The organism is Bradyrhizobium sp. USDA 3650 (genome assembly GCF_054057395.1).
In genome coordinates this window covers 4998943-5011656 of sequence record NZ_JBSRZG010000001.1, presented here as the reverse complement: position 1 = coordinate 5011656, position 12714 = coordinate 4998943, and the positions used below count along the sequence as shown (strand labels likewise).

Below are 12714 nucleotides of genomic sequence, written 5' to 3'. Positions count from 1 at the left end.
GACCGGGCCGCCTCCGAGTCGCGCGGTAGAAAGCTGTTGTCCGTCGATTTTGTAGCCCGGCGAGCGAGGGCCAATCTCCCGACCTAGCGTCTCAGCCTCCGGGCAAATGCTTGAGCATGCCTATCGGTATTCTGCACCATATTTGAGACCAATCGCGTTGATCTGCTCCCGCGTCAATTCCTTTCGAGGTTCGCCCGGTCGGCTGCAGGTTTCGCGGAAGAAACCGTCGAGACCCGGGGGCACCATGATCCACAGCAGAACCAGTTCCTGATCTGGACTGCTGAAACCATGCCACGTGTCCCTGGGTATGAAAATCGTTCCGCCTCTTTCGCAATGATGACGCACCTCGTTGAGGGTGACCGTGCCGCTGCCCTTCAGAACGTAGAAGGCTTCATCCCTTTCGAGGTGCCGGTGAACCGGAATGCCCGAGCCCTTGGGTAGCTGCTGCGTGCCCAGGCCAAGACTATGAGATCCCGTTACGGGGTCGAGCTTGATGAAGATGTTGCCGCCATCGCGAAAATGGATCAGGTGTTCACCCTCATCCGCACCAAGCACATAGCCTCGCGGCATCGGCTTGTGCGACTTCGCCTCGATCTCCTTGCTGTTTGGCATCGCGCGCTCCATTCCCCAATACTCAACGATGAAAACGCTACAATAGCAGAACGCTGCGCCACGAGCGACGGCCAGCCAAGGGCGGCTGCGGGTCATTCGCGTCAATTTGCCCGCGCCTTACCGATGTCCGGTTTGGCCTCGACTGCCGGCGTCACGGACACGGTCGCTACCTTCACCTTCCGGCCAGAAGCGGCCCCCGCGAGCTATTCGCGAAAACCCGCTTTCCCTCGCTCGCGTTGATATGCAAGGCACTCGACGGACGATCCATCATACTGAGATTTGCTGATCGGGAATGAAGCGAGCCGACGTTTGCCATCTTCCGCTGAATAGATGGTCACGGTGTATTCACGACCGCGTTGATCCGGCGTACAAGGAAGGGCAACGTACCTTCGGTGGTCACTACGCTGCCCTAAGAAAACATCGAGCACTTGGCCTACTTCAGCTCGTCCTTTGAGGGCTTCGGTGATTTTGAGGCGAGTGGCCCAGATGTCGTTGGTACAGAACTCACAGTGACGGCCGCCCATCCATATTACGGGCTCCTGCAAGCGAACTTTCGCAACGACAACGTCCTTAGCGTCGGGAGGCAAATTGCTCAGGGCTTCCATGAGGTCGTTAGGCGTCTGCTCTAAAAAATACACAATGGGCGTATTGTTCTCCGTCGTCGCAGAAAGCGGCGGGCCAACCGCGACCGCGCTCAGCAACGCGAGAAAGGTCGTACCCATCTTGACCGATTTCATCTCGGTTATCCTGCATCGACCGGTTGTGTTAGTGATCTAACCCAATCTTGAGAATCAGACCAGATCATGTCCGCTTCGGGTCACAAGCGGTCCTGCACCGGCTGCTCGCGGCAGGCCAGCTATGGGCCAAGAGGAGACTAACCAGTCTGGGCGCGAACATACGTCTCCGCCTGTTCGAGCAGGTGATCGAGCGAGCTAACGGCCGTATCGAGCACCAGGTGTTCTCGATCCCACGGTTCATAGTCTCGGTTCACTACCTCAGCCCACGTTGGCAGCTTGAGGCCGCTGATGTCTGAGGTGCGCGTTTCCACTCGTTGTCGATGCAAGATCGGGTCGCTGCAAACCACTTCGATCTCAACGACGCATGCCACCTTCTGAGCGGCGATCTGTCGCCATCCGACACGGCTTGCCAGGACTGGATTAACGCAGTCTATAACAACGATGCGACCAAGCTCGAGATTTTCAGCCGCGAGTGCGGTGGCTACCACATAGCCCATCGCGCCGACAGTATGACCTGCGGTTCGTAGCGTCTGCTCAACGGCATCGATACGAAGGTACGTGGCCGCGAGACGTCTGGTCAGCTCCCGAGAAACTGTTGTCTTGCCCGTGCCGGGAAGGCCGCCAAAGACTATCAGCACAGGTGGACGGCTTGTCATGCGACATCATCGGCCGGCATTCGGAAGTCCGCAATGGGTCATCAGCGGTCCCCACCGGCTGCGTGCGGCAAGTCAGCTAGCGGACAAGATGCGACATCCCGGGACGATGAGCTTCCAGTATGAACTGGCACAACAAGTCCTGGATCATGCCGGGGCTTTGGAATGCACAATGATAAGTCCTTCGCGATGGCGGAACCGCGGAACTCGTAGCTCAGACGCCCGGTTCCGGGGCAACATGGTTCCTCAATTAACAAATGACCAGAGCGCTCCTCAAGCAGATCGGCCACGTGTGTCTGGCGCGCTACAGCAAATTCAGTGAGTTGGGTTAGCGTTTGGCACACGTTATTTAAACCTGAGAGACTCGAAATGAAAAAGTTCCTTCTCGCTACTGTCGCTTTCGCTGCCCTAGCGGGTACAGCATCTGCGGCTGATATGGCCGCGCGTCCTTACACCAAAGCCCCACCGATCGAGGCCTCGCCGATTTACAACTGGACCGGCTTTTACATCGGCGGTCACGTCGGCGGCGCATTCGGTGGCAGCAACAACATTCTGGCCCCCGGCTTCACCGGCACCAGCAGCAACGACGGTGTGTTCATGGGCGGCGTGCAGGTCGGTTACGACCATCAGTTCTCGCCGAACTGGGTGCTGGGCATTGAAGCGAACTACAGCTTCCTCGACACCAATGACAATGCCTTCGTCAACCGTGGGCTCGGTTCGGTCACCGGTCGCCTCGGCTACACCTGGGGTCCGGCGCTGCTGTACGTCAAAGGCGGTTATGCCTGGGCTGACTCCCGCCTTACGAACGGTTTCGGCGGCGGCACCTTCACCAACAACGGTGGTGGTCGGGATGGCTACACCGTAGGCGCGGGTCTCGAATACATGTTCGCCCAGAACTGGTCGGGCAAGGTCGAATACCAGTACTACGACTTTGGCACGCGGAACGCTCTCTTCACCAGCGCCGGTGGTGTTGTTACCGCCGTTGGCTTCCGCAATGACGAGCACACCATCAAGGCCGGCCTGAACTACCGGTTTAATTGGGGTGCCGCGTCGGCTTCTCGTTACTGACGGCTTACATAATATCCTTAAGGGCCAGCCATACGGGCTGGCCCTTTCGGCTAAGCCGGAATAGCTGGCGCGAGTTGGCGCCTTGCATTGTTTGCCAAGCTCTCCAGAAACTACTTGAGGTCAGCGGCGGGTCACAAGCCGCCGTCGCTGCGGCTTAAGTGATACGGATCGCGCTCGGCTCGACCATCCCGCAAGATCGACCAAAATGGCTGCGTCTTGCAGTTCTCTTCAGGCGGCTAGGGTGAAATGCTACTGAACCTCGGCAGTGGCCAACATACCTGAGACGGCATAACTTCTGGCGAAACGATACGCGATACCGGTAGCCGGTAACATGAATGACAGTCAAAGGCGTAAGCCCGCGCGCGAAGCTCGACACGCTCGTGGTCTATGATCGCGCTGAGAGCTGTTTCGAAGATCACGCCCGCGACGATTTTCTCTAGGAGTTCTTTGAAGCGTCGCCGCGCGCGATCCTCGCGCTCTCCTGGCGCTCGACCAACGAAAGAAGCTCGAGCTGGCTCGCTAAGGCTAGATAGGCGTTGCAAACACTATAAAGGACATTGGCAAGACGCGTCGATTGTTCGTTGCTCGCGCGTTCTCGGTATTCTTCGGCTAACTCCCGGTAACCCTCGTCTTTGAGCATCCACCCACCTAAAAGAAATCTGAACGGCGGGCGGCGTTCTTCGTTCCAAGAGGGGCGACTCGTCTGGAGTCCGCTTTGGGTCACAAGCGGCCCTCGACAGATTGCGCGCGGCAAGTCAGCGAGGGGCCAGAAGCCGGCTCGTTCGTCGACCGCAGCCGGTCACGACCACCAAGGCATGCTCAATTCTTCATTGCTCTTGCCGCCTGTTCCAAACTGGCCGGAACGATCACGCGATGAAACGGTGCTATCGTCGCAAGATAGATGCGCCCCAGTCGGTTATGGCAATGCACCACCGTGCCCGCGACCAGCTCGCGCCCATTTGCTGCATCGGCGCGAAGTTGAATGGTGACGCGGAAGTCGAGATGCCGGTCATCCGCGCCCACGACCAACTCCGTCGCAGTCTTTGACAGCACCGGGAAGAAGCCGATAACCGGCCCACGCGCCGCCGCGGCAAGACCGACGGCGCGCGACGATTTGACAGCGAATGTCGCCATCACCACGTCGCGGACACGCGTGAGCGCACGAATCCACCACGCCTGTCGCTCGAGCGCGGCGCGTGCCAGCACCTCTACATCATCGCTGGCGCCCGCCGGCAGTTGAATTGCAAAGGCGTCCAAAAGGTCCGCGCCCGCGTAAAGCGGCGCAAGCACGCTGCTGCTGGGCATGGGTACGGCGCGCGCTTTTGTCATGGGATCAGGTACCGCATGCTGGAGAGGGGCGTAGCGCAGCTGGCTTTCAGACGATCTTGCCGCCGCAGTCCTTTTACATCCGCGCGCTCTGCATTCGCAACAATCCTGCGGCGCACCTGTCTCAGTTGGGTGAAAAGGGGCGCTTGCAGTGTTGCCTGCTTCGGTCCGCTTCCCCCTCGAGGAACGGCACTTACGCGTACATGCCTTCCCATGTTGCCATTTTTTTCCTCGATCCGAGGTGTCGCAAACTCTTCCCGTCATCCATATGTTGCCTCCATGAAAAAAATCGGATTCCTCTCCTTCGGGCACTGGACGCCCTCGCCGCAATCGCAGACCCGCTCGGCCGCGGACACGCTGCTGCAATCGATCGAGCTTGCGGTTGCGGCGGAAGAACTCGGCGCTGACGGCGCCTATTTTCGCGTGCACCATTTCGCGCGGCAGCTCGCCTCGCCCTTTCCGCTGCTTGCCGCCGTCGGCGCCAGGACCAGCAAGATCGAGATCGGCACGGCCGTAATCGACATGCGCTACGAGAATCCGCTCTACATGGCGGAGGACGCAGGCTCTGCCGATCTCATCGCCGGCGGGCGCCTCCAGCTCGGCATCAGCCGCGGCTCGCCCGAGCAGGTGATCGATGGCTGGCGCTATTTCGGCTACCAGCCGGCCGAGGGCGAGAGCGACGCCGACATGGGCCGGCGTCATGCCGAGGTCTTTCTCGACATCTTGCGCGGCGAAGGTTTTGCAAAGCCCAACCCACAGCCGATGTTCCCAAATCCGCCGGGACTGTTGCGGCTCGAGCCCCATGCGGAAGGCCTGCGCGAACGGATCTGGTGGGGTGCCGGCTCCAACGCGACGGCGGTCTGGGCCGCCAAGCACGGCATGAATCTGCAGAGCTCGACGCTGAAGAACGACGAGACCGGCGAAGCCTTCCATGTGCAGCAGGCCGCGCAGATCCGCACCTATCGCGCAGCCTGGAAGGAGGCCGGCCACCCGCGCGAGCCCCGCGTGTCCGTCAGCCGCAGCATCTTCGCGCTGATCGACGATCGCGACCGGGTCTATTTCGGCGGCGAGCGCGGCAGCGAGGACCAGGTTGGCTTCATCGACCCGCGCACCCGAGCGATCTTCGGCCGCTCCTATGCGGCGGAGCCGGATGTGCTGATCGAGCAGCTCCGGGCGGACGAGGCGATCGCCGAGGCCGACACGTTGCTGTTGACGATCCCGAACCAGCTCGGTGTCGACTATTGCGCGCACGCCATCGAGGCGATCCTCACGCATGTGGCGCCGGCGCTTGGGTGGCGCTGAGGTGAACCGTCGGCTTGGCGAAGCGCGCCTTCAAAACAAAGCGGCGCTGGCAGCCTGTCCGTAGATCATTGCGGCCACGAGAGAGAGCAGCAAGCCCGCGCCCGAGAAGATCACGAGAACTTTCAGAGTTTCGACATCAACGTTGGTTCTCGTCGCGCGGGATATCGCCTTTGCCAGTGCAGCCATCATCGCCAGCTCCGAACAGGCCGCGCGGAGGCGCGACCTTTTCCATCTAGCGTGATTGAGCGCGTTTGCGTGTGAAGCAGATTACAGGTGATCTCGCGTGCTGCACCTCACACCGCCGGCCGAGCGTGCCTGGATCTTACCATTGATAGCGCACCACGCCCTTGCCGGCGTAACAGCGCGTGACGTCGCCCTCGCGTAGGACGGGCGGCCGTTCGTCATGCATCTTCTGCGGGAACCAGCCGACTTGCTGCCATCTTTGCGATGCAGGCTCGCGGCGGTACCATTCTCAACTGATTCTCGTCTGACGAGGTACGGATGGCGCGGCCGGTCATCGGCGCGGTCCTGTCAGGGGGAAACGATCTTGGTGCCGAGGATGATTCGGCGTCGTCGGGGGAGGACAATTTGCGGGAACGCGAACGCGAACGTAAGTTCGGCTAGCGTCGGCCGAAATGCATCATCATGCGGCTTTTCACGATCCCGTTCTGGTCGCGTTATCGATTCTGATCGCGGCACTCGCCTCCTATACGGCATTGGACCTGGCGACCCGAATGCGAGCTGCTTCGGGAAGGGCCCGCCGATCCTGGCTGGTAGCCGCTGCGATCGCCATGGGCGGCGGCATCTGGTCCATGCATTTCGTCGGCATGCTGGCCTTCAGCCTGCCCGGAATCGAGATCTCGTACGATCCATTCCTGACTCTCCTCTCGCTTGTCATTCCGATCGTCGTCGCCGCTGCCGCCTTTGCCGTCGTCGGACGACGCCCACGGGCGCTGCTCGCCTCCGGCTTTGCGATGGGACTTGGTATCTCCGGCATGCACTACACAGGCATGGCCGCGATGCGAATGGCGGCCCTCATGGCGTACGATCCCCGATGGGTCGTGCTCTCGATCCTGATCGCGATCAGCGCCTCGGTCGTGGCGCTCTGGCTCGCCTTTCGCAACACCAACGCGGTCCAGCGGCTGTTCGCAGGCCTGGTGATGGGCCTTGCGGTCTCCGGCATGCACTACGCCGCGATGGAAGGCGCCATGTTCCTGCCGACGAACACCATCGCCCGGCAGGCAGGACATCTCGGCGTCGGTCAGGCGCCGCTCGCGTTCCTGCTCGCCGGCATCACCATTGTGATCCTGAGCATCGGAATCGCGGCTGCCGTCTATGACAGGGCTTCCGCGGAGCGCGCTCAACGCGAGGCCGACACCCTGAGGCGCAGCGAAGAACGCTTTCGGCTCCTTGTCGAAGGTATCGTCGACCACGCGATCTTCATGCTCGATCCGGACGGGCGCGTGGGCAATTGGAATCTCGGCGCGCACCGGCTGATGGGCTATGGCGATGACATCGTAGGGTCGAGCTACACGATCTTTCATACCGAGGAAGATTGCGCGGCCGGGACCCCGGCGCACGCCCTTGTCGAAGCCGAGCGGGAGGGGAAGTCGGCAATCGAAGGTTGGCGTGTCCGCAAGGACGGCAGCCGCTTCTGGGCGGAAGCAACGATCGTTGCGGTACGGAACGAGAGCGGCGCGATCGCCGGCTTTGCGAAGATCCTGCGCGACGTCAGCGAAAGGCGACGGGCCCAGGATGCGCTGGATCGGGCGCGCGAAGCACTGATGATGTCGCAGAAGATGGAAACCATCGGCCAGCTTACCGGCGGCGTGGCCCACGACTTCAACAACCTGCTCGCAGCCGTTCTCGGCAGCCTCGAACTTCTGAAGAGGCGCCTGCCGCCGGGCGATGCGAAGGTCCAGCGCCTGGTGGACAACGCGATGCTGGGCGCGCAGCGGGGCGCGTCCCTGACCCAGCGTATGCTCGCGTTTGCGCGTAAACAGGATCTGCGGCCGGCGGTCGTCGATATCCGCGAATTGGTGCACGGCATGGCCTCATTGCTGAAATTCGAGCCCGGAATTCGTGTCGAGACTCTGTTTCCGATGGACCTGCCGAAGGTGAGGGTCGACGCGAACCAGCTCGAACTGGCTGTCCTCAACCTGGCGGTCAACGCCCGTGATGCGATGCCGGGCGGCGGCCTGATTACCATTGCCGCTCGCGAAGAGCGGGGCGATGGCGTCCTTCGGACGAGCGACTACGTTGCGCTCTCGGTGAGCGACACCGGCTGCGGCATGGATGACGAGACCCTCAGGCACGCCCAGGAGCCGTTCTTTACAACCAAGGGGGTCGGCAAAGGCACCGGACTCGGCCTGTCAATGGTCCACGGACTTGCCGAGCAGTCCGGCGGCAAGCTCGCTCTGAGGAGCCTACCAGGAGAGGGCACGACCGCCGAAATCTGGCTGCCGATGGCCGGGGAGACCGCGGTGCCAGACCCGCGCGCGGAAGCTCCGACGCCCGTCCCGCGGGCCAGCCGACAGCTTTCCGTGCTTGTCGTCGACGACGACCTCCTGGTGCTCGAGAACACGGCAGCGATGTTGGACGACCTTGGGCACATCGTGGTCGAGGCGCGCTCGGGCGACGAGGCACTGGCTTTGCTCCGCCGCACGCGGACCGTCGACCTGGTCGTGACCGACTATGCCATGCCTGGGATGACTGGACTGCAGCTGGCCAGCGCTGTCGCCGCGGAGCGCCCCGGGACAGTCATCCTCCTGAGCACGGGATACGCAGAGATTCCCAGCGACGAACGATCCAGCCTGCCGCGTTTATCAAAGCCATTCGACCAGGCTGCGTTGGCGAAGGCCGTCGAAGCGGCAATGCGCGAAGACGAGCCAACCGGATCCATCGTCGCCTTTCGGCCGAAGAGCGCATGAATGCCGCGCTCGGTGCGGTCCCGGTTCGGAGGCTCAAGGCAATGGTCCGTCAAATCCCGCCGGGAAGCTCGACGCCCGCTTCCGTCAGGTCACGGAGGAATTTCCGCACCAGGAGCATGTTGGTTCTCTGCAGCTCGTGATTATTGCCGAACTTGAACTGGTTGGCTTCGGTTACGATCAGTCCCTGGTCGGTCTCGCGGAAAATGCCTTGCTTCTTCAAGCGATCGGCGCGCCGCCGGACGGTTTCTATCGGCAGACCGAAAAAGCGGGACAGGGCGGCACGGGAAACGCCCTGCTTGATCTTGTCCGGCTCGACCGCCTGGATACTGCCAAATTGCCGGTCCAGTTCGGGGTTCTTCATGATCTTGAGAACGTTGGCGTTCAAGACCGCATGAATGATCATCAAGTCCAGCGGATCGAAATCGTAGTGGCGAAACATCTCGCTGGCTGCGCACAGCATGTAGGCTAACGAGTGGCGAGAGACGGTTCGGATCAAATCCGCCGCGATGTCCTCGCCTTCAGTCGTACCAACCATGGCCAGTGCCCGCTTCTACGGATGTCCGGTTCGACGCCCACAAGCCGGTTCTATGTATCCGTGGCGCACCGCGCGTGAGGCAGGACCGGTCTGCTGTTTCCCCCAATATGGGTATGGTCGCGGTTTCATCGGGTCAATAGCTGGCTTGTCGGCAATATCATTTTCACCGATACGAGGTTGAGTTGCCGGGCGCGCAATTGGCGCGTGCCAATTGTGGTCATGGGCCAAATGACATTTATCATCGAAGCTATTAAAGACGACTGCCGCACCGTGGATTTCCGTGACAGCGCGATCGTTGCGGTGATCCTGGCCCGCAAGCACGCGGTGAATGGTTTTGTGGTTTCGATCACGGCTCCGGACGGGCAGCTTTTTTCAGCCGATCAGTTCAACCGTTTGCTGACGAGCAGGGGACTCGGTTCGGATCCGGCGGCGCAGGAAGTTGGGCGGCGCTAAAGCGGGCGTTGTTACGCGCCATCGTATCGATCTTGTGACGGAGTATCATCGGTGTGCGCGGATCCGCCTCCCGCGCGCGACATTGCACGCCGTTATTCACGCCGTCGTCGAGAGCCAGATTGCGGATCGCGAACTGCCGGTCCGAGCCGCGGCGCAACGGCTGATGTCAGAGGGGCTCGATCGTCACGAAGCCATCCATGCGATCCGCTCGGTGCTGGTCGGGATCTGAACGAGGCTTATTTCGCCGAGTTGGAAGCCTTGACCGCGGAAGGATGGCTTCGGTTCGCGTGACCGGGCGACAGTCGGTACCGAAATGGCGCGCCCGGAACGATTCGAACGTCCGACCCTCAGATTCGTAGTCTGATGCTCTATCCAGCTGAGCTACGGGCGCGTTTTTCGCTGACAGTGCGGGCGTGGCCCGCAGGCAGCCCCCGGCGACGCCGGAGGGGTGCGAAAGAGCGCTCTGACTAACCGCTCTTGCCCCGATTGGCAAGGTCCGGATTGGGGAGATTTTGCTGGGAAATGAGAGTTTCCGCACTCAACCGCGAGCCGACTATTGGTTTGAGCATGATCTTTTCGGAAAACCGCTTCGCACTTTTCCGGATCATGCTCTACGCCCGCGCCCGCTCGTTGCGGACGGAGAGCAGTTCCACGGGGCGGTCGGGGATGACGATCCGGAAGGTGGCGCCGATGGTGCCTTCGACCAGATGGATGTCGCCGCCATGGGCGCGGACCAGCTCGGCGGCGATGGCAAGGCCGAGACCGCTGCCGCCGGGGCGGCCGGAGGTCTGGAACGCCTCGAACAGGTGATCGCGGGTCCTCTGGGGCACGCCGGGGCCGGTATCGGAGACCTCGAGGATGGCGACCGCGCCCTCGCGTTTTCCCGTGATCCGGATCTGCTGCGCGCCGCCCTCGGCCGACGCATGGCTTTCCAGCGCCTGGGCGGCATTGCGGACGAGGTTGAGCAGCACACGAAACAGCTGGTCGGGATCGGCGTCGACCGCGAGCCCGCGCTCGATTGCGGCGACCCAGGAGATCGAGGCGTCGGAGGCCAGGCCGGCGGTCTCGCGCACCTCCAGCACCACCGGTTCGATCATGATCATGCGCCGGTCGGGCGCGGCTTCCTGGGCGCGGCCGTAAGACAAGGTCGACTGGCAGAAGGCGATGGCGCGCTCGAGCGAGCGCACGAGCTTTGGCGCAAAGCGCTGCACCCGCGGATCCGGCACGCTGGCGAGCTGGTCCGACAGGAGTTGCGCCGAGGCCAGCAGATTGCGCAGATCGTGGTTGATCTTGGACACCGCGAGGCCGAGGGCGGCGAGCCGGCTCTTCTGATGCAGCATCGACATCAGGTCGCGCTGCATGTCCGACAATTCGCGCTCGGCGACCCCGATCTCGTCGCTGCGCTGGCTCGGCACGATGATCCCCGCCGAGCTCTCGGGATTTTCGTGGAAGCCGACCAGGCTCGCGGTCAGCCGCCGCATCGGGCGCACGAACAGATAGTGCATGGCGAGATAGACGAGGCCCGCGGTCAGCACCGCGATGATCAGCGCGACCACCACGACGTTGCGGGAGAAGCGGTACATCGATTGCCGCAGCGGCAGCTCGTCGGTGACGATCTCCATGAACTGGGCGGTGCCGACGCCCGGCCCGACGATCCGGATGGCCTGGTTGCCGGTCTCCAGCATCATCCGGAACGAGCCGGTGATCGCCTCCCACGCCGTCATGTCGCGCAGGTCGATGTCGTGCTCGATGGCGGCCGGCAGATTGTCGCTGGCGAGCAGACGGCGCTGCTGGCCCATCTTGATGGCGACGGCGCGGGCGTTGATGCTCTTCAGGATCTCGCGCGAGAGCGAATCGGGGACCATGCCAAGCGGCGCGGCATCGAGCACCAGCGCCGCCGTGTTGGCCGCGGCGACGCGGTCGTTGAGCCGGTTGACCCAAAAATTGGCGATGGCGGGCACGTAGAGCAGGATGGCCGCGATCATCACCAGGGGAACGGTGAGCAGCAGCAGCTTGCCGGACAGCCCAAGCCCGCGCGTCCCCCGCGGCAGCGCCGCCGGCGGGTCCCGCTGATCCCCATCCTGGATCGGCTGGAGGTCTGTCGCTGCCACGAAATTCGCCCTCGCTGCCTTTACCGGATGAAAGATGTCGCCGGGTGAAGGGTCTTGGCGCGTATCAAGATGCGGCCCGCCCCCAGCGCGGTCAAATTACAGATCGTCAATCTGCCAAGGTCGGATGTAAGCGCAGATTTGGCGAGTCGCCACCTCAAGGGTTAAAAACCCCGCACGAACAGCGATATTCGCCGGAATTGAGCGCTTGTGCGGCGTTGACGAAAAGAAGGCGCTCGCTTATAAGCCGGCCAATTGTCCGCGATGACCCGGTGTGACCGCCGGGAGCGGCTCTCTTGGGGCCGAAAAAGGCCCGTTTTGGGCAGCATCTTCCGGACTTTATCATCAATTCTACAGGCAAATTGCCCGGTCAGCGGAGAAAAACCCGTGAAGCGGACTTATCAACCCAGCAAACTGGTGCGCAAGCGCCGTCACGGCTTCCGTGCCCGTCTCGCCACGGCCGGCGGCCGCAAGGTGCTCGCCGCCCGCCGCGCCCGCGGCCGCAAGCGTCTGAGCGCCTGAGCCGGACCCCCTTTTTGGGATTTCATCATGGATCGGCTGAGGCAGCGGGCGGATTTCCTCGCCGTTGCCAATGGCGCGCGGGTGAATAGCCCCGCGTTCGTCCTGCAAAGCCTTGACCGCCGAAGCCTTGACCGTGAGGACAGCGGCCCGATCCGGATCGGCTTCACCGTCACCAAAAAGAACGGCAACGCCCCCCAGCGCAATCGCATCCGGCGCCGGCTTCGCGAACTGGTGAAGCGGCTCGATCCGATGTCGATGCAGCCCCATCATGATTATGTGCTAGTCGGCCGAAGGGACGCGCTCTCGCGCGGCTTCGCCACCATGCTCGACGATCTGCGCATGGCGTTCGCGAAGCCCACGCGGCATACGCACAAGGGACGCGGCCCAAAAACCGACTCAAGAACCGACGGCTCAAAGCCCGGCCCCGCTCCTGCGACCAGCCGCAAACCGGATTGATGACGAGAGAAT

14 protein-coding genes and 1 tRNA gene are annotated in these 12714 nt (G+C 62.3%); 7 read left to right on the top strand and 8 right to left on the bottom strand.

Annotated features, from left to right (window positions below; translation table 11 throughout):
• Window positions 1-120 precede the first annotated feature (120 nt).
• The 3 genes from ACVIN2_RS23330 to ACVIN2_RS23320 form a co-directional block, all read right to left on the bottom strand.
• Window positions 121-612 carry a cupin domain-containing protein gene (locus tag ACVIN2_RS23330; protein WP_456767335.1) on the bottom strand — a complete coding sequence of 164 codons (492 nt, stop codon included), beginning with the start codon at window positions 610-612 and terminating at the stop codon, window positions 121-123.
• A gap of 203 nt (window positions 613-815) precedes the next feature.
• Window positions 816-1349 (bottom strand): hypothetical protein, encoded by a 534-nt coding sequence (locus tag ACVIN2_RS23325; protein WP_456767334.1) that lies wholly within the window; start codon window positions 1347-1349, stop codon window positions 816-818.
• Window positions 1350-1486: 137 nt separating this feature from the next.
• Window positions 1487-2005, bottom strand: coding sequence for an AAA family ATPase (locus ACVIN2_RS23320; RefSeq protein WP_456767333.1), 519 nt, complete (start codon window positions 2003-2005; stop codon window positions 1487-1489).
• A 366-nt stretch (window positions 2006-2371) separates the two neighbouring features.
• On the opposite strand from ACVIN2_RS23320, the gene ACVIN2_RS23315 reads away from it, so the two are divergent.
• Window positions 2372-3070, top strand: coding sequence for an outer membrane protein (locus ACVIN2_RS23315; RefSeq protein ID WP_456767332.1), 699 nt, complete (start codon window positions 2372-2374; stop codon window positions 3068-3070).
• A gap of 819 nt (window positions 3071-3889) precedes the next feature.
• Here ACVIN2_RS23315 and ACVIN2_RS23310 read toward each other — a convergent pair.
• Window positions 3890-4399 carry a DUF2867 domain-containing protein gene (locus tag ACVIN2_RS23310; protein ID WP_456767331.1) on the bottom strand — a complete coding sequence of 170 codons (510 nt, stop codon included), beginning with the start codon at window positions 4397-4399 and terminating at the stop codon, window positions 3890-3892.
• 276 nt (window positions 4400-4675) lie between these two features.
• On the opposite strand from ACVIN2_RS23310, the gene ACVIN2_RS23305 reads away from it, so the two are divergent.
• Window positions 4676-5698: an LLM class flavin-dependent oxidoreductase gene (locus ACVIN2_RS23305; protein ID WP_456767330.1), complete on the top strand. Its 1023-nt coding sequence runs from the start codon at window positions 4676-4678 to the stop codon at window positions 5696-5698.
• Between the two features lie 30 nt (window positions 5699-5728).
• On the opposite strand, the gene ACVIN2_RS23300 is transcribed toward ACVIN2_RS23305, so the two are convergent.
• A complete protein-coding gene (locus ACVIN2_RS23300) occupies window positions 5729-5887 on the bottom strand; it encodes a hypothetical protein (RefSeq protein WP_247357684.1) in 159 nt (52 codons plus the stop codon).
• A gap of 446 nt (window positions 5888-6333) precedes the next feature.
• Between ACVIN2_RS23300 and ACVIN2_RS23295 the strand changes: the two genes are divergently transcribed.
• Entirely contained in the window at window positions 6334-8628 is a 2295-nt protein-coding gene (locus ACVIN2_RS23295; RefSeq protein ID WP_456767329.1) for an MHYT domain-containing protein, read from the top strand.
• Window positions 8629-8677: 49 nt separating this feature from the next.
• Here ACVIN2_RS23295 and ACVIN2_RS23290 read toward each other — a convergent pair whose 3' ends face one another.
• Entirely contained in the window at window positions 8678-9163 is a 486-nt protein-coding gene (locus tag ACVIN2_RS23290; protein ID WP_007597670.1) for a hypothetical protein, read from the bottom strand.
• A 228-nt stretch (window positions 9164-9391) separates the two neighbouring features.
• On the opposite strand from ACVIN2_RS23290, the gene ACVIN2_RS23285 reads away from it, so the two are divergent.
• On the top strand, window positions 9392-9616 hold the full coding sequence (locus ACVIN2_RS23285) for a hypothetical protein (RefSeq protein WP_456767328.1): 225 nt from the start codon (window positions 9392-9394) through the stop codon (window positions 9614-9616).
• Between the two features lie 82 nt (window positions 9617-9698).
• Window positions 9699-9845 (top strand): hypothetical protein, encoded by a 147-nt coding sequence (locus ACVIN2_RS23280; RefSeq protein ID WP_456767327.1) that lies wholly within the window; start codon window positions 9699-9701, stop codon window positions 9843-9845.
• A gap of 85 nt (window positions 9846-9930) precedes the next feature.
• On the opposite strand, the gene ACVIN2_RS23275 is transcribed toward ACVIN2_RS23280, so the two are convergent.
• Both ACVIN2_RS23275 and ACVIN2_RS23270 read right to left on the bottom strand, forming a co-directional pair.
• Window positions 9931-10007 (bottom strand) — tRNA-Arg (locus tag ACVIN2_RS23275).
• A 220-nt stretch (window positions 10008-10227) separates the two neighbouring features.
• The gene (locus ACVIN2_RS23270; RefSeq protein WP_456767326.1) at window positions 10228-11727 is read right to left on the bottom strand and encodes an ATP-binding protein; all 1500 of its coding nucleotides are present in this window, start codon (window positions 11725-11727) and stop codon (window positions 10228-10230) included.
• A gap of 384 nt (window positions 11728-12111) precedes the next feature.
• On the opposite strand from ACVIN2_RS23270, the gene rpmH reads away from it, so the two are divergent.
• Both rpmH and rnpA read left to right on the top strand, forming a co-directional pair.
• Window positions 12112-12246, top strand: a complete 135-nt coding sequence (rpmH, locus tag ACVIN2_RS23265) for a 50S ribosomal protein L34 (RefSeq protein ID WP_008542748.1) — start codon at window positions 12112-12114, stop codon at window positions 12244-12246.
• 27 nt (window positions 12247-12273) lie between these two features.
• Window positions 12274-12702 (top strand): ribonuclease P protein component, encoded by a 429-nt coding sequence (gene rnpA / locus ACVIN2_RS23260; protein ID WP_456767325.1) that lies wholly within the window; start codon window positions 12274-12276, stop codon window positions 12700-12702.
• Window positions 12703-12714: the final 12 nt, after the last annotated feature.

Excerpts from the sequence above, each read along its gene's own strand:
- rnpA (WP_456767325.1), top strand. The coding sequence starts at position 12,274 with ATGGATCGGCTGAGGCAGCGGGCGGATTTCCTCGCCGTTGCCAATGGC.
- ACVIN2_RS23325 (WP_456767334.1), bottom strand. The coding sequence starts at position 1,349 with ATGAAATCGGTCAAGATGGGTACGACCTTTCTCGCGTTGCTGAGCGCG.
- ACVIN2_RS23320 (WP_456767333.1), bottom strand. The coding sequence starts at position 2,005 with ATGACAAGCCGTCCACCTGTGCTGATAGTCTTTGGCGGCCTTCCCGGC.
- ACVIN2_RS23310 (WP_456767331.1), bottom strand. The coding sequence starts at position 4,399 with ATGACAAAAGCGCGCGCCGTACCCATGCCCAGCAGCAGCGTGCTTGCG.
- ACVIN2_RS23295 (WP_456767329.1), top strand. The coding sequence starts at position 6,334 with ATGCATCATCATGCGGCTTTTCACGATCCCGTTCTGGTCGCGTTATCG.
- ACVIN2_RS23305 (WP_456767330.1), top strand. The coding sequence starts at position 4,676 with ATGAAAAAAATCGGATTCCTCTCCTTCGGGCACTGGACGCCCTCGCCG.
- ACVIN2_RS23330 (WP_456767335.1), bottom strand. The coding sequence starts at position 612 with ATGCCAAACAGCAAGGAGATCGAGGCGAAGTCGCACAAGCCGATGCCG.
- ACVIN2_RS23285 (WP_456767328.1), top strand. The coding sequence starts at position 9,392 with ATGACATTTATCATCGAAGCTATTAAAGACGACTGCCGCACCGTGGAT.
- ACVIN2_RS23300 (WP_247357684.1), bottom strand. The coding sequence starts at position 5,887 with ATGATGGCTGCACTGGCAAAGGCGATATCCCGCGCGACGAGAACCAAC.
- ACVIN2_RS23290 (WP_007597670.1), bottom strand. The coding sequence starts at position 9,163 with ATGGTTGGTACGACTGAAGGCGAGGACATCGCGGCGGATTTGATCCGA.
- ACVIN2_RS23315 (WP_456767332.1), top strand. The coding sequence starts at position 2,372 with ATGAAAAAGTTCCTTCTCGCTACTGTCGCTTTCGCTGCCCTAGCGGGT.